18 protein-coding genes, 1 tRNA gene and 1 pseudogene are annotated in these 24218 nt (G+C 46.5%); 1 reads left to right on the top strand and 19 read right to left on the bottom strand.

Going from position 1 to position 24218, the window contains the following annotated elements:
* Window positions 1-39: 39 nt before the first annotated feature.
* The 5 genes from eno to LBPC_RS04830 form a co-directional block, all read right to left on the bottom strand.
* Window positions 40-1344: a phosphopyruvate hydratase gene (gene eno, locus LBPC_RS04850; protein WP_003564271.1), complete on the bottom strand. Its 1305-nt coding sequence runs from the start codon at window positions 1342-1344 to the stop codon at window positions 40-42.
* Window positions 1345-1392: 48 nt separating this feature from the next.
* Window positions 1393-2148 carry a triose-phosphate isomerase gene (gene tpiA / locus LBPC_RS04845; protein ID WP_003564269.1) on the bottom strand — a complete coding sequence of 252 codons (756 nt, stop codon included), beginning with the start codon at window positions 2146-2148 and terminating at the stop codon, window positions 1393-1395.
* A gap of 74 nt (window positions 2149-2222) precedes the next feature.
* Window positions 2223-3413, bottom strand: a complete 1191-nt coding sequence (locus LBPC_RS04840) for a phosphoglycerate kinase (RefSeq protein ID WP_003564267.1) — start codon at window positions 3411-3413, stop codon at window positions 2223-2225.
* 191 nt (window positions 3414-3604) lie between these two features.
* Complete coding sequence (gap, locus tag LBPC_RS04835) at window positions 3605-4627, bottom strand: type I glyceraldehyde-3-phosphate dehydrogenase (RefSeq protein ID WP_003564265.1); 1023 nt, start codon at window positions 4625-4627, stop codon at window positions 3605-3607.
* 36 nt (window positions 4628-4663) lie between these two features.
* On the bottom strand, window positions 4664-5701 hold the full coding sequence (locus tag LBPC_RS04830; protein WP_003564263.1) for a sugar-binding transcriptional regulator: 1038 nt from the start codon (window positions 5699-5701) through the stop codon (window positions 4664-4666).
* 660 nt (window positions 5702-6361) lie between these two features.
* Between LBPC_RS04830 and LBPC_RS04825 the strand changes: the two genes are divergently transcribed.
* On the top strand, window positions 6362-7024 hold the full coding sequence (locus tag LBPC_RS04825) for an Ltp family lipoprotein (RefSeq protein WP_003593905.1): 663 nt from the start codon (window positions 6362-6364) through the stop codon (window positions 7022-7024).
* Between the two features lie 147 nt (window positions 7025-7171).
* On the opposite strand, the gene LBPC_RS04820 is transcribed toward LBPC_RS04825, so the two are convergent.
* The 14 genes and pseudogenes from LBPC_RS04820 to LBPC_RS04755 all read right to left on the bottom strand — a co-directional run bounded on the left by LBPC_RS04820 (window position 7172) and on the right by LBPC_RS04755 (window position 24036).
* Window positions 7172-7243 (bottom strand) — tRNA-Arg (locus tag LBPC_RS04820).
* 103 nt (window positions 7244-7346) lie between these two features.
* Complete coding sequence (gene clpP / locus LBPC_RS04815) at window positions 7347-7937, bottom strand: ATP-dependent Clp endopeptidase proteolytic subunit ClpP (RefSeq protein ID WP_003564255.1); 591 nt, start codon at window positions 7935-7937, stop codon at window positions 7347-7349.
* 116 nt (window positions 7938-8053) lie between these two features.
* Window positions 8054-8509: a MarR family winged helix-turn-helix transcriptional regulator gene (locus tag LBPC_RS04810; protein ID WP_003569571.1), complete on the bottom strand. Its 456-nt coding sequence runs from the start codon at window positions 8507-8509 to the stop codon at window positions 8054-8056.
* A gap of 385 nt (window positions 8510-8894) precedes the next feature.
* A complete protein-coding gene (gene whiA, locus LBPC_RS04805; protein ID WP_003593901.1) occupies window positions 8895-9842 on the bottom strand; it encodes a DNA-binding protein WhiA in 948 nt (315 codons plus the stop codon).
* Between the two features lie 4 nt (window positions 9843-9846).
* Window positions 9847-10875 carry a gluconeogenesis factor YvcK family protein gene (locus LBPC_RS04800; RefSeq protein WP_003564250.1) on the bottom strand — a complete coding sequence of 343 codons (1029 nt, stop codon included), beginning with the start codon at window positions 10873-10875 and terminating at the stop codon, window positions 9847-9849.
* Window positions 10872-11759 carry an RNase adapter RapZ gene (gene rapZ, locus LBPC_RS04795; RefSeq protein ID WP_003564248.1) on the bottom strand — a complete coding sequence of 296 codons (888 nt, stop codon included), beginning with the start codon at window positions 11757-11759 and terminating at the stop codon, window positions 10872-10874. The genes LBPC_RS04800 and rapZ overlap by 4 nt, the downstream gene beginning before the upstream one ends.
* A gap of 162 nt (window positions 11760-11921) precedes the next feature.
* Entirely contained in the window at window positions 11922-12461 is a 540-nt protein-coding gene (locus tag LBPC_RS04790) for an HdeD family acid-resistance protein (RefSeq protein ID WP_003564246.1), read from the bottom strand.
* A 351-nt stretch (window positions 12462-12812) separates the two neighbouring features.
* A complete protein-coding gene (uvrA, locus tag LBPC_RS04785) occupies window positions 12813-15704 on the bottom strand; it encodes an excinuclease ABC subunit UvrA (RefSeq protein WP_003661316.1) in 2892 nt (963 codons plus the stop codon).
* Between the two features lie 267 nt (window positions 15705-15971).
* The gene (gene uvrB / locus LBPC_RS04780) at window positions 15972-17987 is read right to left on the bottom strand and encodes an excinuclease ABC subunit UvrB (protein WP_003578292.1); all 2016 of its coding nucleotides are present in this window, start codon (window positions 17985-17987) and stop codon (window positions 15972-15974) included.
* A 205-nt stretch (window positions 17988-18192) separates the two neighbouring features.
* The gene (locus LBPC_RS04775) at window positions 18193-18840 is read right to left on the bottom strand and encodes a YfbR-like 5'-deoxynucleotidase (protein WP_003661323.1); all 648 of its coding nucleotides are present in this window, start codon (window positions 18838-18840) and stop codon (window positions 18193-18195) included.
* A 409-nt stretch (window positions 18841-19249) separates the two neighbouring features.
* Window positions 19250-21615 (bottom strand): annotated as a pseudogene (locus tag LBPC_RS04770) (ABC transporter permease).
* Between the two features lie 5 nt (window positions 21616-21620).
* A complete protein-coding gene (locus LBPC_RS04765) occupies window positions 21621-22286 on the bottom strand; it encodes an ABC transporter ATP-binding protein (protein WP_003593893.1) in 666 nt (221 codons plus the stop codon).
* 99 nt (window positions 22287-22385) lie between these two features.
* Window positions 22386-23396 carry a sensor histidine kinase gene (locus LBPC_RS04760; RefSeq protein WP_003661328.1) on the bottom strand — a complete coding sequence of 337 codons (1011 nt, stop codon included), beginning with the start codon at window positions 23394-23396 and terminating at the stop codon, window positions 22386-22388.
* Entirely contained in the window at window positions 23389-24036 is a 648-nt protein-coding gene (locus LBPC_RS04755) for a response regulator transcription factor (protein ID WP_016365262.1), read from the bottom strand. Before LBPC_RS04755 ends, LBPC_RS04760 begins: the two co-directional genes overlap by 8 nt.
* Window positions 24037-24218: the final 182 nt, after the last annotated feature.

Genomic DNA, 24218 nt, shown 5'->3' with positions numbered 1-24218 from the left:
CGGAAACGTGCTTTCCAAGCTGCCAACTAATTAAGCAAATTAGTCGATTGCTTTCACATTGTAGAAGGACTTGCGGCCCTTGTACAAGGATTGTGCACCCAGTTGATCTTCGATCCGCATTAACTGGTTGTACTTAGCGATACGATCTGTCCGGCTCATTGAACCAGTCTTGATCTGGCCAGCGTTGGTTGCAACAACCAAGTCAGCAATCGTTGTATCTTCAGTTTCACCGGAACGATGTGAAACAACAGCTGTGTAACCAGCTTCTTTAGCCATTTCGATGGCTTCGAAGGTTTCGGTCAATGTACCGATCTGGTTCAGCTTGATCAGGATGGAGTTAGCAACACCCATATCGATACCCTTCTTCAGGTAGTCGGTGTTGGTAACAAACAGATCATCACCAACGATTTGGACTTTGTCGCCCATCTTCTTGGTGAATGTCTGCCAGCCTTCCCAGTCGTTTTCGTCGATAGGATCTTCAACAGAAACAATTGGGTACTTGTTAATGTAACCATCAATCATGTCGGTCCATTCTTCAGTGGTGTACTTCTTGTCAGGGTTAGACCACTTGGTTGTGTATGTCTTGCTCTCGGCATCGTACATTTCTGAAGCAGCAACGTCAAAGGCCAAAGCAATGTCGTCGCCTGGCTTGTAGCCAGCCTTCTTGATTGCTTCAACAAGAAGTTCGAAGGCTTCTTCGTTATCCTTCAAGTTCGGGGCAAAGCCGCCTTCATCACCAACAGCGGTGATGTCGCCTTTACTCTTCAACAGTGCCTGTAAAGCATGGAAGGTTTCTGAACCCATCCGAACAGCTTCACGAACGCTCTTAGCGCCAACAGGCATGATCATGAATTCCTGGAAGTCAACGGTGTTGGTTGAGTGTGCACCACCATTGAGGACGTTCATCATTGGCGTTGGCAGAACGTGGGCATTCGGGCCGCCAAGATATTGATACAATGGCAGGCCAACTTCATCAGCAGCAGCACGGGCTGCAGCCAAGGAAACACCCAAGATAGCATTGGCGCCAAACTTGCCCTTGTTCGGGGTACCGTCAAGGTCAATCATGGTTTGGTCAATCAGGCGTTGTTCAGTCACGTCAAGGCCAATAACCGCCTTAGCGATTTCGTTGTTCACATGACCAACGGCCTTCAAAACACCCTTGCCGCCAAAACGATCCTTGTCACCATCACGAAGTTCAACGGCTTCGTGTTCACCGGTTGAAGCACCTGATGGTACCAACGCACGGCCAAAGCCGCCGTCTTCAGTGTACAATTCAACTTCAACAGTAGGGTTGCCACGGGAGTCTAAGACTTCGCGTGCCAATACATCAGTAATGATAGACATAAATTCTTCTCCTTTTTGCCAGAAGGCTGTTTAATAGTAGAACCCAGATTAATCTTGGTAGTTAGCCAAGGCGATGAAACTTTCAGGATCCATCGAAGCGCCACCGACTAAACCGCCATCGATATCAGGCTTAGCCATTAATTCCTTGACGTTCGCTGGTTTAACAGAGCCGCCGTAAAGAATACGAACAGCATCTGCCGTATCTTTATTATACAACTTCTCAACCGTTGCACGAATATGTGCGACAACTTCTTGTGCCTGATCGGCAGTTGCCGTCTTACCTGTCCCGATAGCCCAGATTGGTTCATAGGCTAAGACTGAAACTTTGACTTGGTCAGCACTTAAACCGGCCAAAGCAGCTTCAATCTGTGAAGCAACCCAGTCTTCGGTTTGGCCAGCTTCGCGCTGAGCCAAACTTTCGCCGCAGCAAATGATTGGCAAAAGATTGTTCTTAAAGATGGCCTTAGCCTTCTTATTGATATCTTCATCGGTTTCGTGGAAATAGCCGCGACGTTCGCTGTGACCGATAATGACGTAATCAACGTTCATTTCTTTCAAAGCTTTCGGGCTGGTTTCACCAGTGAAGGCACCTTCGTCTTCAAAGTAGCAGTTTTCAGCCGCCGTCTTCAAAGGTGTGCCTTCAGCGCCAGCAACTAAGGTGGTCAAATCAATGGCAGGTGCGCCAATGACAGTCTCAACCTTGCTTGCATCAGGCAACTTGCCTTTAACGCCGTCTAAGAATTCTTGCGTTTCCTTAGGATTTTTGTTCATTTTCCAGTTACCAGCAATGAATGGTGTACGCATGGCATATCTTCCTTTCATATGTACCGACAGACACCGTCTGCCGGTAGTGACTGTTAGATCAGCATGCCTGACAATTACTTGTCAGAAATAGCTGCGATACCTGGCAAGGTCTTGCCTTCAAGATATTCAAGGCTAGCGCCACCGCCAGTGGAAATATGGGTAATCTTAGGTGCAATACCCAATTGCTTAGCAGCAGCTGTTGAATCGCCGCCGCCGATAATTGTAGTAGCATCCTTCAAGTCGCCAAGGGCACGGCCGACTTCAAGGGTCCCTTCAGCATAGTTGCTCATTTCGAAGACACCCATTGGGCCATTCCAAACAACGGTCTTGGCACCTTGCAAAGCATCTTTGAATTCTTTGATTGTCTTCGGGCCGATATCCAAGGCCATATAGCCATCAGGAATGTCGCCGTCAACAACTTTATGTGGGGCATCGTTAGAGAATTCAGTTGCAACAACGGAATCAACCGGCAAAAGCAGCTTGTCGCCAGCCTGATCCATGATCTTCTTGGCAAGTTCGATCTTGTCTTTTTCAACCAAAGACTTACCGATGCTCATACCCTTAGCAGCATAGAAAGTATAGGTCATGCCGCCGCCGATAAGAATCTTATCAGCCTTAGGTACCAAGTTTTCGATCACGCCGATCTTATCGGAAACCTTTGCACCACCCAAGATAGCAATGAATGGGTGTTTCGGGTTGTCAACGGCATCGCCTAAGAACTTGATTTCCTTTTCCATCAAGAAGCCGGCAGCAGTTTGCTTCATGTTGGAAGCAATGCCGACGTTTGAAGCATGGCTGCGGTGTGCAGTCCCAAAGGCATCGTTAACGAATAAGTCGCCAAGACTTGCCCAGTACTTGCCAAGTTCAGGATCGTTGCCGGATTCTTTCTTGCCGTCAAGATCTTCAAACCGGGTGTTTTCCATAACAAGAACGTCGCCATCATTCATCTTGTTGATAGCATCTTCAAGTTCCTTGCCGCGAGTTGCCGGGACAAATGTCACTGGCTTCTTCAGCAATTCACTCAAACGTTCTGCAACTGGCTTCAAGGTCAGCTTAGCCTTGTCTTCTTCGGTCTTGACACGGCCGAGATGTGACAAAAGGATTGCCTTGCCACCATGATCAATAACATACTGGATGGTTGGCAATGCTGCCACGATCCGGTTATCATCACCGATAACACCATCTTTGATCGGCACGTTGAAGTCAACGCGGATCAGAACTTTTTTGTCCTTAACATCTAAGTCTGAAACAATTAATTTAGCCAAGAGAAATGACCTCCTATTTTTCCTAAAGATGACTTAACTTCAAGTAACGACCGCTTAACACCAGAAATAAGCGCTCGTTTTCAGCAGGATGCTAAAACATCCTGAGAATTGATCGCCTATTTCCAAAAAAAAGCGGAGGGAGTAAGCTCCCTCCGCTTCGGATGTTGCGGCTAGAAAAGCGTTACTCCGGATTAGAGAGTAGCAAATTTCAGCAAGGTACGGATCATCTGGCAAGTAAAGCCATATTCGTTATCGTACCAAGCAACCGTCTTAACTAATTGATAGTCACCAGCAGTTGTAACTTCGGTCTGTGTAGGATCAAAGATTGAACCTTGTGTCGTACCGATAACATCGGAAGATACGATTTCGTCTTCGTTCCAGCCAAAGCTAGGGTTGTTTTCGGTGTGCTTCTTGATAGCTTCGTTAACTTGGTCAGCAGTAACGTTCTTGGTCTTCAAGATGGAAACCAATTCGGTCAAAGAACCGTCAACAACAGAAACACGCTGTGCGTGACCCTGCAACTTGCCGTTCAATTCTGGGATAACCAAACCGATAGCCTTAGCAGCACCTGTGCTGTGAGGAATCGTGTTAGCAGCAGCGGAACGTGCAGCGCGCAGGTTGCCACCGCGAACTGGGCCGTCAAGCAACATCTGAGTTGAGGTGTAAGCATGAACGGTGGTCATGGTACCAACTTCGATGCCGAATTCCTTGTTCAGGAAGTAAGCCATTGGTGCCAAGCAGTTGGTTGTGCAAGAACCAGCAGAAACAATCTTGTCGTCTGCATTCAGAGTGTCATCGTTGACGTTGTAAACGATGGTCTTCATCTTGCCGGCTGGGGCAGAAATCAGAACACGCTTTGCGCCTGCGTCCAAATGAGCTTGTGACTTTTCAGCAGAGGTGTAGAAGCCTGTGCATTCAAGAACATAGTCAACGCCATCGTTCTTAACCCAAGGAATATTCTGGGCTTGCGGTTCTGCGTAGACACGGTATTCTTTACCGTCAACGACGATACCGTTATCGGTTGCACTAACTTCACCAGGGAAAGTACCGTGGGTTGAATCATACTTCAGCAAGTGAGCCAGCATGGTTGGGCTGGTCAGATCGTTAATTGCAACAACCTGGATGTCATTGCTCTTTGCACCCAATTCGTAAATACGACGGAATGCCAAACGACCGATACGGCCAAAACCATTAATACCAATCTTAACAGTCATGCTAAAATTTCCTCCTTTAGGAAATAAGGTTTTATTCTAACGGGTTGCCCCAGTTAAAATCGAATTAGTTGCACCGACGTCTGTTAACAGCCACGTCCGACTCGGTGCGTGTTGCATATATGCCGCAATTGCTTTGGACTTACTTTTGCCAGCAGCAACAGCGAATACATACGGTATATGATCAAGATCCGCGAGCTGTAAACCAATCTGCGGTATCTTGTAAACGACCTTGCCGCTCGCATCGTAGAAAACACCGAATGCTTCGGCAACGGCATGTTTGGCTTTCAACATGCTGATCGTGTCAGATGACATGCCACGGCGACGAGCCATGACTAAAGCGTCACCCACACTATGAATCACGACCTGAGCCTTATCAATCAGCCCTAAAACCTCTTTAACAGAAGGCTCTTTAATCAATGATTCGTAGGATTCCGAGCTAAGATTTTCCGGTACATACAACGCTCGGTAGTTGCTGTCGGTTGCTTCCGCCATCGCAGCAGCAATCGAGTTGGCCTGAATCGTCACCGCTTCGCCTAAGCCACCGCGAGCAGGGACAAACGTCAATTCACGTCCTGCAGACAACTGAAATGTCAGCTGCCTTGCAAGATGTGCCATTGTCGTTCCACCCATCACGGCAACCGTCAAGCGACCCGGCGGCAGCAGTAATTGTAAGGTCGAATTCAACGTCTTCCCCAGCTCATCAAGCACCCGACCACTTTGATCGGCATCGCCAGATACGACCAAACAATGATCGATTTGAAGCTGGGCAGCAAGTCGTTTTTCATCATCCTTAATTCCTAACAGCTGATTCATAAGATGATCAAGGCCATGAAATGTCTCTAACCCTTTTGCTGTTAGCACCATGCCAGATTTTGAGCTTTCCAACAAACCTTGACTACGCAGAAAATCCGTTTCTGTGCGCAAAGCACGTTCTGAGATCTTCATCTGTTCGGCCAACGTTCGCCGGCCAACTGGTGCCATCCAGTTAATAAATTGAAGGACCTGATAGCGTTTAGTGACAACGCCCATCAGATCAGGCGCGATCGCTTTGAGCCACGCAAGTTCAGTATGCATAAGGCACGTCCTTCTTTAATGGGTCATTTCACGTCCCTCCGAGTCGTTCGCCGACCCAGCAAGCTGAAAAAAATTAGGAACCCAACAAATGCTGTTTTCCTTTACCAACAAGACCAATTGTAGCAGGGGTTCCGCTTTATCGCAAGTCTGCGGCCCTAATCGTCCAGAAACAATCACATATTCGGCAAACTTGGAACATCTATTTTATTGATGTGAAGATTATTCGGATTTTACTAAAATCTGGTCCCCTCTTGCAGCCTTTTTTGAAAGCGAGTTTCGGGTTGTTTCTAATGGAATTTTCATGCGAGGGAAAGTGGCTCATTTCGTGTATAAAGTCACTAATAGCATACATCGTTTTTTCACTAGTGCATTTTGTTGAGTTCAATTTTCAGGCACGTAAACTCACCTTTCATAAAGGGAAAGTTGTTCATTCAAAATTTAACAATTCACGATTGGATCACGATTTCCCCTAAATAAGCATTGAGATTTGCTAAATTTAGCAATTTTGCATATGATAATTGAAAGCGGTTTCTTTGTGAGCGGAAAGGATGTTAACCGCAAAGTGACAACATTACTTGAGAAAGGGAGGCTTAGTTCTAGCTACAGCTAATTTTTGATTTCACTGCACCTTTTTAAGAAATCTTCATGGGGGAGTTCAAAATGAAGAAAAAGAAACCAATTTACAAGCGAATCTGGTTTTGGATCATTGTGGTTTTATTCATCATTGTTGGCGTGAATATGACGGGAAGTAAAACAAACAACTCAAATACCGCTGCGGAGAGTTCATCCTCTTCAGCGGCTGACAAAAGCGACCAGCAATCAAGTGTGGCGTCAGAGGCTACAAGCGAAAGTAAGACAGCAAATGTTCCGGCAGAATATCAATCTGCTTTGAATAAGGGAACTACCTACGCATCTGCAATGAACATGTCAAAAGCAGGCGTTTACGATCAATTAGTTTCGCAAAGTGGCGAAAAGTTTTCGGCCGAAGCGGCTCAATATGCAATTGATCACCTTAAAGCTGATTGGAATAAAAACGCGTTGAACAAAGCTAAGAGTTATGCCGATTCAATGCATATGTCAAAGGCAGGCATCTATGATCAACTGACCTCTCAAAGCGGTGAAAAGTTTACGGCAGAAGAAGCGAACTATGCCATTGAAAATGTCAAAGCCGATTGGAATAAAAATGCACTTGCCAAAGCAAAAACATACCAAAAGGATATGGATATGTCCCCTGATGCGGTTCGTGAGCAATTAACCTCTGAAAATGGTGAAAAATTCACCGCTGATGAAGCTAACTATGCCATTCAGAATTTAAATAAATAATTCGATTTCTTTATTGTTGCGAATTATTGACACAAAAGTTCTGCAAAAAACATGTAAGGCCATGGCTGCATCTTTTTCAAACCAAAACAAAAACCCCGATTTCTCGGGGTTTTTGCTGTCCTACCTTTTCCCATTTAACCGGGTTTCTGCGCAGCCCGGGAGTCGAACCCGGATTTCGAGAACCGGAATCTCACGTGCGATCCATTACACTAACCGCGCAAGTACCTAATTATATTACTCAATATGCCCTCGCTTTGCAAGTCTTTTCGGGGAAACAAAAGCGCGTTGCCACGATACGGCAACGCGCTTTTCTTTTTACAGCTTATTTTTGCGTATTTTTGTTGACCAAGATATCATCGATTAAGCCGTAATCCTTGGCTTCCTGAGCGCTCATATAATGATCACGCTCGGTGTCCTTCTTGATTTGCTCAATCGTTTGCCCAGTTGCGTCAGCCAAAATTTGGTTCATCTTGCGACGTGTCTTCAAGATTTCTTCAGCAGCGATTTCAATTTCGGTCTGCTGACCTTGGGCACCGCCTGAAGGTTGATGGATCAGGATGGTTGAGTTCGGCAATGCGAACCGCTTCCCCTTCGTCCCACCAGCCAGCAAAACGGACGCCATTGAGGCAGCCATCCCGATGGCGATAGTCTGCACATCTGACTTGATGAAGTTCATCGTATCCAGCATCGCCAACCCACTGGTGATAACACCACCAGGACTGTTGATGTAGAGATAGATATCCTTTTCAGAGTCTTGCGCGTCCAAGAAAAGCAGTTGCGCGATGACAGAATTGGCCATTTGATCATTGACTTCACCGGATAACATAATGATTCGGTCTTTTAATAGACGTGAGTAAATGTCGTAAGCACGTTCGCCACGACTAGTTTGTTCAACGACGGTAGGTACTAGCATGTCCTAACCTCCTGATAATCGTTATTAGCACTCTTAAAAGTACAGTGCTAAGTATACAACTAAAGTCAAATAAGGTCAAAGATTTAGATAAAAATCTTTGACCTTATTTTTTGATGTTAAGCTTCGGGAAAAGCGCCGTCGGGAATGGCACTTAAATGCTCATCAACCCGACTGACTTCTGACTTAATATGATCATACTCAGGCTTAGGAAGGTTCATTAATTCCATGCAGGAGCCAACGTGTTCAAAAATCTGATCACGGGCGTCCAGCGCCTTTTGGGTCAGGCTGACGTCAACTCGCCGCTCGTCTTCAGTGGAACGCTTGCGACTGATCCAACCATCTTTTTCAAGCCGTTTCATTAACGGCGTCAAGGTACCGCTATCCAGTTCAAGTGTTTGTCCGACTTGCTTAACCGACATTGTGCCATGTTCATATAGCGACAATAACGTGATGTACTGCGGATAGGTTAACTTGAACGGGGCTAGCGCTTGTGAATAGAAATGATTGTATTGTTTTTGTGCTTTGTAAATCGCAAAACAAAGCTGTTCGTTCAAAGTAATCGGTTTAACCATGCTGCTTCCTCCTAAAACTTACCTCTAAACGCGCGAACAGCTCGCAAAAGCCGTCCACACTGTGAAAAATGCGCTCATCTATCAATTATTAGCCACCATCAACACCGACGGGGCTCACGTCATTGCTTCAAGACAGTCATCTCAAAAAAGCAATGGCGCTTCTCTCTGGTTGCCAAGATCATCACGGCTCCTTCAAACAAGTCGTCGCCAAAGGGATACATCCAAGCTAAAAGACATCGACATGCGTCCAAAACAGTCAATCTTCAGCAAAAAAATAACTTGATGTCGGTTACATTGTACACGATTAGCTTGAGGAAACAAAGGGATTGATTTGTTGATTGTCAACACCCGATTATGATGAACGCAACCCACTTCGCATTAGTGCTCAAGCTTCTTCTGGTTGTTGATACCCTTCAGCAATCTGATTCAATTTCCGCAACCGGTGATTGACCCCAGACTTTGAAATTTGGCCGCTCGGCATCATCGCTCCAAGCTCTTGAAGCGAGACGTCAGGATGTGCTAAACGTAAAACTGCAATTTCCCGCAATTTGGCCGGTAAGTTATCTAGCCCAACATGGTTCTTTAAATAGTTAATATTCTCAATCTGCTTCTGTGCAGCGTCAATCGTTTTATTCATATTCGCATTTTCACAGTTAACTAATCGATTCACTGAATTCCGCATATCCCGCATGATCCGAACATCTTCAAACTTCAGCATGGCATTCGTGGCCCCAATAACCTGCAAGAAATCGGCAATCTTTTCTGCTTCCTTGAGATAAACAATGTAGCCGCTTCGCCGTTCTACGGTGCGAGCGTTCAGATTAAAATGATTCATCATTTTCAAAATACCAGCATTGTGATTATCGTATAAAGAATAGATTTCCAGATGATAACGCGAGGTTTCCGGGTTATTCACTGAACCACTGGCCAAAAAGGCACCGCGTAAATAAGAACGCATCCGCTGCGGTTCCTTCAACACCGAAGCTGGAACGGTTGTTGAAATCGCCATGGTATCCGGATCTAAAATTGATAGATCCGACAAGATGTCATTGACGCCTTCTGTTAGCCGCACAATGTATTGATAATTCTTCTTGAGCTTCATCTTACGGTGAACAACCAGATTAGCTTCGTGATGATAGACTTGGCGAATCAAGCTATAAATCCGACGTGCAATAGCCGGATTTTCGGTTTGAATATTTAACACAAAACGATGAGCCATCAGTGTCAGGCTGCCGTTCATACGAATCAAAGCAGACAGTTCAGCCTTAGCATGTTCTGGATGTACCTCGAGCTGTGTCAGTTCTTTTTTCACCAGACTGGCAAAACTTGCCATACCCTCACCTCCGGGTTTTGCCGCTGACCTGAAAAGCCAAGTTTAAAATCTCCTTGGCGACTTTATCACCATCATGAAAGACACCATGATCGCGCAACTTTAAAAAGTCTTCGGAAATCACGCGGCAGCCCATGTCTCGCAAGCCTTGATAGTTATGCTTAACCGGCGTGAGAATTTCGTTGTACTTTTGATGATCCAGATAATTATCGGGGACTGGTTCAATATTAACCAAAACCGTATCCACAAAGTTCTCGCCCATTTGTTCATTCAGAACCCGGACATGATCGGCATCGGTAAAATGCTGGGTTTCGCCTTTTTGGGTCATGATATTGACAATGTAAATCACTTCGGCTTGCGTCTTCTTCACCGCATCCCCCAGATTTTCAATCATCAAGTTAGGCAAAATGCTAGTGAAAAGACTGCCTGGGCCTAAAACAACAACATCAGCGTCCATAATCGCATCGATAACTTCTTTGACCGCCTCTGGTTTGCCATTGGCAGGATCTGTTTCTGAAACCGAAATATGCTTGATGTTTTTCCCAGCCGCTGTAATCTCAGCTTCACCAGACAGCTTTGTACCATCGGTGAATTCAGCATTTAAGGTTAACGGCGTGTTGCTGGCCGGATAAACGTGACCATCAACTTGCATCATTTCGCTTAGTTGCTGAACCGCTGGGAAAATGCCGCCTTTCATTTCAGACAGCGCGGCAATAATCAGATTGCCAATCGCATGCCCAGCGAAAAAAGCATCAGTTGTATTGAACCGATATTGAAAAATATCCAAATACAAACTCGGCAACTCCGATAAAGCCACTAGCACATTGCGAATATCACCAGGCGGCACTACGTTGATATAGTTGCGGATTGTCCCTGATGAACCGCCGTCATCGGCAACAGTCACAATTGCAGTCACATCTGCATCTTGCTCATGCAAACTATGCAGAATGACCGGCAAGCCTGTTCCACCGCCAATGACAACCACCTTTGGACGCCGACCGCGGATGACCCGAATAAATTTAGTTTCACGACTCATGAGCGATTCACCGTCTCCTTATGCTTCTTAATGTCTCGATGCGTGATATCAACGGCATATGCATCTGAAAACGCCTTACCAATCCGCTCGGCAAAAGCCACACTCCGATGCTGGCCGCCTGTGCAGCCAATCGCAATCGTTACGCTGGTTTTGCCTTCTGCCTTGTACTTTGGCATGATTTCAGACAATAGATCATAAAACTTGTTATAGAAACTTTCGGCATCTTCATTATCCATCACGTAATTGTAAACTTCCGGATCAAGCCCAGTCTTGGGCCGATAATCCTTAATGTAAAAAGGATTAGGCAGGAAACGGACATCCATGACAATATCAGCGTCTATTGGTAATCCGTATTTAAACCCGAATGACATGACTTCAATATGAAATGCTGGTTGACTACCGCTTTCCTTAAAGTTAAGGAAAATCTTTTCCCGTAACTGACGTGGACTTAAGGTCGTGGTATCAATCACAACCTGCGCGCGATTGCGTAATTCTGTGAGTAATGCACGTTCTTTTTTAATGCCGTCCATCAATCGGCCTTCCATGGCCAACGGATGAGAGCGACGGGTTTCCTTGTACCGAGAAACCAGCTCTTCATCAGTTGCATCCAAGAATAAGATGCGAGAATGAACATAGGCATTGTTGTCCAAATTAGCGAGCATATCGATAATCTGATCGTAAAAAGCACGACTGCGCAGATCGACAACAAGCGCGACCTTCGTGATCTTTCCGGATTCTTTTACCAATTCCCAAAACTTCGGCAACAAAGCTGGAGGCATATTATCGACGCAAAAATATCCCAGGTCTTCGAATGCCTGCATGGCAACGGTTTTACCGGCACCGGACATACCGGTGATAATGACAAGATCCAAACTTTCAGTCATAAAAGGCTCCTTTTTGATCATATTTATTCAAGTATAACATGCCGGGCGTGTCATTCCTATCGATCCCCGGTTTCTTTTCACCGCATCATCAAGCGTTGTTATTAAAAAACCTGATGCAGCGCAATGAATCAGCTGCATCAGGTTAAATAAAAGCGATGTTCATTAAATATTGCGTCGTGCAAAGGCAAGGACAATACATTCGATGCCGAATAGGACGAAAAACATCGACAATAATGTGACCAACGTGATGGCCGCAACCACTGGCTGCATGAACAGCATCAAAGACACAATCACTGCCAGAATATCCAAAACGAGGTAAAGGACAAACCAGCCAGTACCTGCAATCCGCAAATGGCCCACGTTGAATAGTGAACCAACTGAATCAACTAAGAACCAGATTGCAAACATCATGGTAATCGTTGCAACACCAAAATTACTGTTGACCAGGAAAATGACACCAATAACAAGGTCAAAAATCCCCATCAAGAGCGATACCCAAGCTAGTTTACCAGTGAGCTGGCGAAGCGTTGAATACCCTGCTAAAATCGCAATCCCACGAATAATGGCAACAACAGCAAAGATAAAGGTCACCGTTTTCAATGTTGCCAGCGGATAGCGCATGACGACAAATGCGGCGATCAGGAACAGGATACCAGTGATAAACTGCCCCCAGTCAAAACCAAAACTTTTTCGATTTAACATCTATTTCCCTACTTTCTTAATCCTATTCATCATAATATTAAGCACGAGAATGAGCAAATCAGAGTGTGAAACAAGTCGGTTTCTGGGCTGGCGACGCGTTGCTAGACCGGAGACAACGCTCCAAGCCCGCAAAGCTCGCGGTCTCGAAGTCGCCTAACAACATCAGTAACAAAACGCGGTCGCCGTGCTTTTTGTACTGCTGATCCCCATCCGGTCTACGATTGCTCCGCCTTGGTACTAGTGTCTCGAAAATTCTAATAAATTTCCCATATCAAAAAGGCAAACAATTTTTGGTGTCATTGTTTGCCCTTATTAACCGCCGTGAATGATGGTCCAACCTGGTCAGTCAATCTACTTCTTGCTTACTGCCTGCGCTTCATTCTTAGTTGATGTTTGCGCAGCTTCCTTAGTCCGTTGAGTGTCGCGAACGAGGATTGGTTTCAAGTATTGGCCAGTATAACTATCGGCCACATTGGCCACCTGTTCAGGTGTGCCGGTGGCGATGATCTGACCGCCGCCGTCTCCGCCTTCAGGGCCAAGATCAATGACCCAGTCAGCTGTTTTGACGACATCTAGATTATGCTCGATAACCAGTACGGTATTGCCTTCATCGACTAGCCGTTCCAACACTTCCAGCAGCCGCTTGATATCATCCGTATGCAGACCAGTGGTGGGTTCGTCAAGAATATAAAAATTCTTGCCGGTTGAAAGCTTCTGCAGTTCGCTTGCAAGCTTCATCCGTTGAGCCTCGCCACCAGACAAGGTGGTAGCGCTTTGTCCCAGCTTAACGTAACCAAGGCCAACATCCACGATGGTTTGCAACTTGCGCCGAATCTTTGGAATATTCTTGAAGAAGTCAGTGGCTTCTTCGACAGTCATATCAATCACTTCAGCAATATTCTTGCCCTTATACGTTACTTCGAGGGTTTCAGAGTTATACCGTTTGCCATGGCAAACTTCGCAAGGCACGTAAACATCAGGTAAAAAGTTCATTTCAATCTTGATGATCCCGTCGCCTTTACAGTTCTCACAGCGACCACCCTTAATGTTGAAACTAAAGCGGCCTTTTTTGTAACCACGTAATTTAGCTTCGTTGGTTTCGGCAAATAGCCCGCGGATGTCATCGAAAACACTCGTATAGGTAGCCGGATTGCTCCGCGGTGTGCGGCCAATTGGACTTTGGTCAATATTGATCAGCTTTTCAATATTTTTATAGCCAAGAATCTTTTTGTATGGACCCGGTTTCTCAGAATTATGATTTAACTTTTGAGCCAATGCACGCCGAAGAATCGAGTTAACCAAAGTAGATTTACCTGACCCAGAAACACCAGAAACCACGATGAATTTACCTAATGGAAAATCAACGTCGATGTTTTTTAAGTTGTGGTCAGTGGCGCCTTCCAAACGAATCACTTTGCCACTACCTTGTCGCCGTTTTAGTGGTACCGGAATAAACTTGCGCCCTGATAAATATTGGCCAGTGATTGATTTGCGCACACGTGCAACTTGTTTAGGGGTACCGGATGCCATGATGCGGCCACCGTGTTCGCCAGCCCCCGGTCCGACATCAATCAGATAATCGGCGGCGCGCATCGTATCTTCATCATGTTCGACCACAATCAACGTGTTGCCAAGATCGCGCATTTTTTTCAAGGAGGCAATCAGGCGATCGTTGTCGCGTTGATGCAAGCCGATAGATGGTTCATCAAGCACATACATGACGCCGCTCAGATTCGAACCGATTTGGGTAGCTAGGCGAATTCGCTGAGCCTCGCCGCCGGATAGTGTACCAGCACTACGACTCAATGTGAGATAACCAAGACCAACGTTGACCAAGAATGTCAAGCGGTCAACGACTTCTTTCACGATTGGTTGGGCAATGACGCTTTCGGCTTCACTAAGATGCACGGTTTTGAAAAATGGTAGGGCATCCTTGATGGCAAGATCAGAAACTTCTGCAATATCGCGACCTTCAATTTTAACAGCCAAAGCCTGCCGATTCAGCCGTTTGCCGTGACAAACCGGGCACGGCAATGCTGTCATATAACTGCGCATCTGCTGGCGAGTAAAATCACTATTCGTTTCTGCATATCGGCGGGAAATGTTATTCAGCACCCCTTCAAAAGGCACATCAACATCGCGTACACCGCCAAAGTCATTTTCATAATGAAAATGGAATAACTTGCCGTCGCTCCCATTAAGCACCACATTCCGCTCACGGTGGGTCAGCTTGTTAAAGGGTACGTCCATTCGTACTTTGAAGGTTTTCGCCGCCTGAGCCAGCAGTTCCGGATAGTACTGGGAACTGATTGGATTCCATGGCGCGATTGCCCCTTCTGCCAAAGTCATACTCGGTTCTGGCAGCACCAAATCCATGTCAACTGTCAGCTTAACACCCAACCCGTCACATTCTGGGCAAGCGCCAAAAGGAGCGTTGAATGAAAATAGTCGTGGTTCCATTTCGCCAATCGTAAAGCCACAAATCGGGCAGGCAAAATGTTCGGAAAAGCGCAGTGGTTCACCGCCAATCACGTCCACGTTGGCATACCCTTCTGACAACCGCAGAGCTGCTTCAAATGAGTCGAAAAGCCGACTGCGCGCCTCAGGCTTAACCACAATTCGGTCAATCACAATATCAATGTCATGCGACTTATTTTTATCCAGTTCATAATCAGCCGTTGCATCAACAACTTCACCATCAACACGCATCCGGACATAACCTTCACGCATGATTTTGGCGAAGACTTTTTTATGACTGCCTTTCTTGCGACGCACCACTGGTGACAGAATTTGAATCCGGGTCTTATCAGGTAAGGCTAAAACGCGATCCACCATCTGTTCAACACTTTGACTGGTAATCGGTGTACCATCATTTGGACAAATCGGATGCCCGACACGTGCCCACAGCAAGCGCAAGTAATCGTTGATTTCAGTGACTGTTCCCACAGTTGATCGGGGATTTTTTGAAGTGGTTTTCTGATCAATCGAAATCGCCGGACTTAAGCCGTCAATCGAATCGACATCCGGTTTTTCCATCTGTCCCAGAAACTGTCTGGCATATGCTGAGAGACTTTCCACGTAACGACGCTGACCTTCGGCGTAAAGCGTATCAAAAGCCAGACTGGACTTACCTGAACCAGATAGGCCGGTCATCACGACCAGTTTATTGCGGGGTATCGTCACATCAATATTCTTTAAATTGTGGGCACGAGCCCCATGGATCACAATTTTATCGTTTGCCATTCACAAAAGATCTCCTCATTTTTAGCAAGCAGTATTGGCGAAAATCACATTGCCACAACAGCTTATACGCCGACTTCTGACCGCTCACCTTAACGCGCTCGCCAGCCCAAAAACCTGCACATAAGGACCTTGAACGCAATGGCCAAAGACCGGCCATCACGTTCAAGGCCACTTATGCTCCGGTTTCTAACCGGGCTGGTTCGCGCTCACCGGATCTGTTCAAAGCAATCTTGGCTGACTTGGTACCATCGTGCAAGTGCGATCTGATTAAGACATATCAGCCTGCAATTCAAGAATTGTGTCGCGTAATGACGCTGCCTGCTCGAAATCAAGCTTCTTAGCTGCCGCCTGCATTTGTGAGCGCAGGTTTGCTACTAACTCCTTCTTATCAGCCTTGCTCATATCCTCATAATCAACTTCAGCAAAAGTCTTCTTGGCCTCGGCTTTATCATCATCTGATTGTTCATAGCTGGAAATAGCTGCCCGAATCGGTTTGATAATGGTCTTTGGCGTGATGTGATGTTCTTCGTTGAACTTCTCCTGAATCGTCCGTCGACGTTGGGTTTCATCAATGGCAGCCTTCATGGAATCTGTCACCTTATCAGCATACATGATGACTTTGCCATGCTCGTTACGTGAAGCCCGCCCAATGGTTTGAATCAAGGAACGTTCGGCACGCAAAAAGCCTTCCTTGTCAGCATCCAAGATTGCAATCAACGAAACTTCAGGGACATCGATCCCTTCACGCAAAAGGTTAATCCCAATCAGCACATCAAACTTGCCAAGTCGCAGATCACGAATAATCTGCGTCCGTTCAAGTGTCTTGATGTCACTATGCAAGTAGCGAACCTTGATGCCCATGTCTTTCAGGTAGTCAGTCAGATCTTCAGCCATTTTCTTGGTCAAGGTGGTGATGAAAACACGTTCGTGAGCATCAACCCGTTTGTTAATTTCACCAACAAGATCATCAATTTGACCCATGACCGGTCGAACCTCGATCTTCGGATCCAACAACCCGGTTGGCCGAATGATCTGCTCAGCAATATCGTCTTTAGGAACCCGATCCAGTTCATAAGGACCAGGAGTAGCACTCACATATAAAATACGATGGACATGTTGTTCAAATTCATTGATTTTCAATGGCCGGTTGTCCAAAGCACTTGGTAAACGGAAGCCGTAGTTGACCAGCATTTGCTTCCGCGCTCGATCGCCATTGTACATCCCGCGAATTTGCGGCATGGTGACATGACTTTCATCCACCATAATGTTGAAGTCTTTCGGGAAAAAGTCCAGCAGTGTATACGGTGGTTCACCAGGCTTACGGCCATCCATATGGCGTGAATAGTTTTCAATGCCGCTGGTGAAACCCATTTCCCGCATCATTTCGATATCATAGTTCGTCCGCTGCTCTAACCGTTGCGCCTCCAACAGTTTGTTTTCACTGCGCAGGACTTTCAATTGTGCCTCTAACTCAGCAGCAATGCTCTTAATCGCTCGCTGCATCTGTTCATCGCTGGTCATGAAATGCGTTGCCGGGAAAATTGCCACATGATCACGTGTCCCGATGACTTCGCCGGTCAATGCGTCGACTTCGGTAATCCGATCAATTTCGTCACCGAAAAACTCGACTCGAATCGCATGGTCATCACGACTGGCCGGGAAAATTTCAACGACATCGCCGCGAACTCGAAAGCGACCACGTTGAAAATCAATGTCGTTTCGATCAAATTGAATATCTACAAGTTGGCGTAACAGTGTATTACGATCAATCGTCATGCCAGTTCGCAATGACAGCACATGATTCTTGTATTCATGCGGATCACCTAAACCAAAGATTGACGACACTGAGGCCACCACGATGACATCATTTCGTTCCAACAACGCACTGGTGGCGCTGTGCCGCAGTTTATCAATTTCGTCGTTAATCGCACTGTCTTTTTCAATATACGTGTCGGTACTCGGGACATAGGCTTCAGGTTGATAATAATCATAGTAGGAAACAAAATACTCAACCGCGTTATGCGGGAAGAATTCCTTGAATTCACCATAAAGCTGCCCGGCCAATGTTTTGTTGTGAGACAAAATCAAGGTCGGCTTGTTCAAGTTGGCGATGATGTTGCTCATCGTAAAGGTCTTCCCAGTCCCAGTTGCACCCAACAAGATCTGTTCTTTCTTACCCTCTTCAAAGCCCTTTGTCAACTTGGCAATGGCCTGTGGCTGATCACCAGCTGGTTGGTAAGGTGAAACCAGATCAAATTTACGATCGGCTATTCGTTCGATCATCGACATGCCTCCTATAAAACAATCACATGGGCATCATTCATTCCGAATACAAGGTGAACACGTGTCAATCCGTGCAGGAAAAAGGCCCCAGTGAACGCATTTTTACATTATCCAAACAAAATTTCGTCATCAAAAAAGTTGGAATCGACATGATGCGCATTCCAACTTTTGTCTTGCTTATTATAACATAGCGAACATACTTTCGCTACTTGTTTGGTTCATGTTCTGCCATGGTTTCTTTAGTCAGTTTAGCAAGCTGATCGCGGCTGGCAAATTTTTCATCAAGCATGTCCGGCAACACTTCCTCCAAGAAGTAGCGCACGCTAGGACGATTCCGAAATTGCAGGATCGTGCTTAAGCTTTCGGAGTAGATATCCAGAAAAACCTGTTCAGGATTGCCTTTCTCGATTTCGCCAAAACCTTCGTATAGCAGATCAATTTTATCAGCAACACTCAAGATCTGCCCTTCAAGCGTTGCATCCTTGCCTTCAGAAAGACGACGACGATAGCGATCCTGAAAGTCACGGGGAATTTCATTTTTGATAAAGTTCTCCGTCATGGTCGCTTCAACATCAGCCAGCATGTGGCGCAGTGTCGGGGTAGCATACTTAACCGGCGTTTTGATGTCGCCGATAAAACGTTCAGTATAATCGTGATTCAGAGATTTCTCATAGAGCATCTGCCAATTAACCTTGTTACCAGCTAACTCCTCGACATCGCCTAGCATTTGCGCGATTTCGGCAACTTTGAAACTATGTGCCGCCACTGAATGTTCCTGATACTTAAAGAATCCCGGTGCCCGACGCAGTGTCTCTAAGTTGCTTAGTCCTTGGATAAATTGGTGCATGCCCATGATTAAATGACCTCCTGATATTCGTGGCGTGATAGTGATGGCAGTAAATTAAATTGTTAAAAGACTACCACCTTGTGAAGCCCATTGCAAGCGCAGAGCGTGATCAGGCGCGGTTAGAAACCGGAGCATAAGTGGCCTCGGACACAAATGGCTGGGCTTTGGCCATTTATGTCCGAGGTCCTTATGTGCAGGTTTCTGCGCCTGAGAACGCGTTTCAGCAAGAGCGTGAACCAGCCCGGTTAGAAACCGGAGCATAAGTGGCCTCGGACACAAATGGCTGGGCTTTGGCCATTTATGTCCGAGGTCCTTATGTGCAGGTTTCTGGGGTGGCGAACGCGTTTCAGCAAGAGCGTGAACCACCCCGGTTAGAAACCGAAGCATCAGTGCCATCAATCATTTCACTTTTGTCTTAACCCACCCGAATCAATTGATCAATATCCTGATGTCGCATAATCTGAAAACTAATCCCTGCAAAAATACTCCAGATAGCCAGTAATGCAAGTCCGGCCATCCCCATCTCTAACCAAGGAACCTGAAAAGCCATCGTAATACCGGTGTTGACAGCTTGATGCAGAATCCAGCCAAGCAGTGTCCCCAGCAAAGACCCAATCACCATACTTGTCCCAAACAGAAACCCATTCTCAAGTGCCAACATCCGAACAATTTGACCAGGTGTCGTACCGACACTTTGCAGCATGGCGAGACTTCGCCGCCGTTGCAACAGATTAGCAAAAATATGATTCACAATGTTCGCCAGACTCACAAGGGTCAGCAGGGTTAAAAAGCCATAGACCATGACTTGAATAGCAAGCTGAAAGCTGCTGCCACGCGCATCATTTTCAATTTGATCAAAAAGTGCTGCATGTGGCACTTCATGCCGTAAAGCACTGGCCACCGTCTCATGAAAATTTGGTTTAATTAGTAAGACTTGAATGGCATACGTAATGTCATCATTTTTAATTTGGAGTGCTTGGCTGATTTGACGGAACCGGCTAGCAGAAAGCACCAAACCACTTTGGTCACTGACAAGCCAATCGGTCATTTCCGCAGCAGTCTTGGTGACGACCTTCATCGGCTGCGTTAAAGTCTTTTGGCTACTTTGCTCGTTAGCAAGCTCCAAGGTTCCTGCAAAATCTTTTGGCGTGTCCCATTGCTGCTGGTGCTGCCTGTTTTTGAGTTCGTCACTAACCGACTGCCTGTGATAATCGTCGGCCGATCTTTAAAAACAGTGCCGAACGTTTGGTCACTCACCACGATCACATTCAGCCGATCATGAAATGCTTGAGGAGCGTTTTTCAAACCGACTTGAGTTGTGCCAGTCACCGTTCCGCGTTTCACCCCTGGCAGTCGCCTCGGATTAAAAGAGAAATTCGCTGATGCCAGCGATTGTGTCTTGGTGATCGTCACATCTGCCTGGCGACTAATCGTTTCATCGCTAAAAGTTAACATGCCGCGAAAGAAACTGGTAAAGCCGATAAAGATCATGAGTGACAAGGCCAGCGTTGTCATCATCGTGACTTTTGACCAGCCCAAACGCCGATAATGTTTATAAGCCAATTTAGCAATCGGCGTCGGCAAAAATCGTCCCAGCATCCCTTGCCGTAACATACGCTGACTCACCTTCCGACTTGCTGACTGCGCGCGAACTGCGGCAATCGGACTCACTTGTGCGGCGCGTTTGGCTGGTCGTCGTGCTGCTAGTAACGTGACAAGCAACATGAAAAATCCGCTGACTAAAATCGGCCACCAACTGATCGTGAGTAAGAGCTGAAAGGTGTTACCACTCGCCTTAAAAATTCGATTCAATTCATGAAAAGCGAGTGACAACCCACCTATTCCTGCAAGCAAACCCAGTAAAATCGCTGGCAATGCCAAAGTCAGTGCTTGCAGATACACCGATTGCCGGATTTGTCTCGGCGTTGCACCAATTGAGCGCAATAAGCCATAACGCTGCGTTTGTGCTTGTACACTCAGATTGATGCTGGTATAAATCAACGCCAATGACACCAAACCAATCACACTTAGCACCACGATGACAAGTAATACGAACATGGCACGGACCTTGACATCTCGCGACTCACCGGCCCGTTTCAAAGCTAATTCGTTCACTCTCTGCTGGTCGGATCCGACATGATACTGCGCTGTGAGTTTCTTCAACTTCGCGTAAAAATTGCCATAGTTGCCAAAAGCCGCTGCGACAGCATAGTTCTTCGTGCCGTCAAAATGGCCGGTGGTGACAGCGCCATCACTTGCCATGAGGCCAGCATAGCCACGGTAACTACCGACGATCTTAAGAACGACGCGCTGACCATTGCGCTGTGCCGCCACGGTTTTGCCCACTGCATAAACATCAGAAATCAAATCTTGGGCTAACATGACTTCTTGCTCATTTTGGGGTAGCCGTCCTTCCAAAAGAATGGGTTGGATTAATCGCTGCAGCGCCGGTTTCGGCAACATTAACAAAGGCGAATCTGGTTGGTTAGGTACCTGATCAGCAAAGCTGATTTGTCCTTGTCGCTGATAGCGGACACTTTCGGAAATATCGGCTTTTTTCTGAATAGCCAGTGCGGTTTCTTGGTTAACCTTCGATAAAACAAACTGTAGGCCGCCCGTATTTTGAATATTATCTTGATACATTGAATGCCGAGCCGAATTAATGCCAATCAAGGTGGCCACAGTTAAGGTCGCAGCAACTGCCATCGCCAGAATGGTTGTGAACGTGCGCGCCTTCTCCTTAATCAGTTGACGCCAAACTAAATGGGTCATCGTCCCCATGACGCTCACCGCCCTTCACGCAGCACACCGTCATTGATGGTTACAACGCGATCTGCTTGCTTAGCAATATCGGGATCATGCGTAATCACAATTAAAGTCTGACCTTGCTTGATATTCGCCTGTCGCAATAAAGTCATGATGTCTTGTGAATTGCGGCGATCCAAGTTGCCCGTTGGTTCGTCGGCTAAAATAATGGCCGGATGATTCATCAGTGCCCGGCCAATCGCCACGCGCTGCTGTTGGCCGCCTGACAGTTGATTTGGCAAAGCATCTTGCTTTTCCGTCAGGCCCAAAGTAGCCAGTAATTCTGTCAACTCAGATGTCGCGACGGTTCGACCGTCCAAGTCAGCGGGCAGCGTCATGTTCTCGACCACTGTCAAATCGGGAATCAGATTATAGAATTGATAAATCAACCCGACTTGTCGCCGCCGAAAAATCGCCAATTGGGTCTGATCCAAAGCATAAATATCTGTATCGTATAGCTGTACCCGACCACTGGTTGGTTGATCAATACCGCCCAGCAGATGTAGCAAGGTTGACTTACCCGAACCACTCGGCCCAACGATTGCCACAAATTCACCTTTTTCAATACTAAAATCAGCGTGATCTAACGCTGGTCGACTTTCCCCTGCATATTGCTTCGTCAGTTGTCGTGCTGTCAAAATGGCCACTAGTACCCCTCCTCGCGCCTGACACATCAATCTGTGTTGGCTTTCTTATGATACTCTCAGCCTATCAATGGTAAGTGACAAGTAAGTGACAAAACACGCTCAACGAAAAAATTCAAACGTGAATTGTACGCCTTCCGCGGTATTTTCAGCAGATAAGCGGCCATCGTTTTCACGCGTAATGCCAGCAGCGATCGCTAACCCAATGCCCACGTTATTGGCAGTGGCATATTGACCACGGAAAAAACGCTCAAATAAATGAGGCATATCTGCTTCAGCAATTGGCAAGCCTGTATTGATAATCTTCAGGCGGACGCGAATAGGATCAGCAATCCCAATAATCTGAATTTGACCGCCAAAAGCAGTATGTTCAACCGCATTTTTCAAGACATTGACCAACGCTTCTTTGACCAATGCCGGGTTCACATGAAGCATTAGGTCTGGTGATACCTGCCAATCAATCGTCAACTGCTTATCAGCAACCATTCGCAGCAGTGGCTTCAATGCCTCTTTCCCCAGCGCCGCTACACTCACATCTTGTCTAGTTTGGCTCAGCGTATGTGTATCCACCTTAGCTAATAAAATGAGCTGCTCAACTAACTCTGCTTGACGCGTGTGCTGCGCTAAAAGCTCCTGACGGGTGACCTCCCAATTAGCTGCGGTCATCATTTCAAGCAAATTATTATTCGCCGCTAAAGGTGTTCGCAACTGATGCGCAATATCGGTAATAGCAACACTCAGCTGATCGCGATCACGCTTCACTGCCGTGCGTTCAGCCTGCATTTGGCGGGCATATTGATAAAGTCGATTATTGAGATCGGAAAACAGTCCTTCATCATTCCGATCAATCGCATAGTTGCTTGCACCTGCCTTTGTCAGATCTAGTTGTCGCAGCGCCAAATCAAAGCGTCGACTAAACCTGACTGCCCAACGCCACACGATCCAACTGCTGATCAACGTGCCACCGACACCCATGGCAGCCAACCAAATACGAGTTTCTGGGACAAACACCATCACCATCAGTAAAACAGTCCACAGGATAGCCAGTAGCCACACTGTTAGTTTCAACACACTTTTTGTTTCCGGCAAAGCCCAATAATCATGCTTAACCATCAATAAAATACCCCATTCCCCGCACAGTCCGAATTAAGGTCGGATGTGCCGGATCATCCTCAAGCTTTTCTCGCAGGCGTTTGATGGTCACGGTTAAAGTATTATCCGCCACAAACTGCTCACGCGTGTCCCACAAGGCTGCTAGCAACTGATCTCTTGCCAAAATTTGATTGGGGTTGGCAAAAAAATAGGCCAGCAAACGATACTCGGCCGCGGTTAGCACAACCGCTGTCTCATTTTTCGTCACTTGACCAGTGGCTAAATTCAGGCTAACCGCCCCAAATTGTTGCACTGTCATCGGCAGCTGTTTAGCAATGCGAGCCTTTAAAACACGTAAACTAACCGGTTTTACCACGTAATCATCAGCAAGTCGGAGTCCTTTTAGCATCGTTAGCTCCTCGTCATTAGCCGTCAAAACAATTACCTTAGCAGTCAAATGCTTCCGCCATTGCGCTAACCAAGTCAAGCCGTCACCATCGGGCATGCTCAGATCTAAAATGATGACATCGGGCGAAATCTGCGCGACTCGTTCATTGGCTCGCGCTAACGAGGTCGCTAGCACGGCTTGACCGTCTTTGGCCAAATAGGCGCGCAGTGTCTCGCCTAATGCCGGTTCATCTTCAACGATTAAATAGTTCATCATCATGCCACCCCCGTATCATTACCTTGATTAAAGTATACCGGAGAAACATGGCTGTGGGCATGACAACGTTTTTTAAAGGACCTTGAACAATCGCTTTTAGAAACCGAAAAAGTCCGGATAGTCCCTACAGAAAACGGCGAACGCCTTGTCCCAAATTTGGGACAATACGTTCGCCGCTA

The sequence above is a fragment of the Lacticaseibacillus paracasei subsp. paracasei genome (genome assembly GCF_000829035.1).
In the GTDB taxonomy this organism is placed as follows: Bacteria; Bacillota; Bacilli; order Lactobacillales; family Lactobacillaceae; genus Lacticaseibacillus; species Lacticaseibacillus paracasei.
The sequence above is the reverse complement of the archived record's forward strand: the minus strand, read 5'-3'. Positions and strand labels throughout refer to the sequence as shown.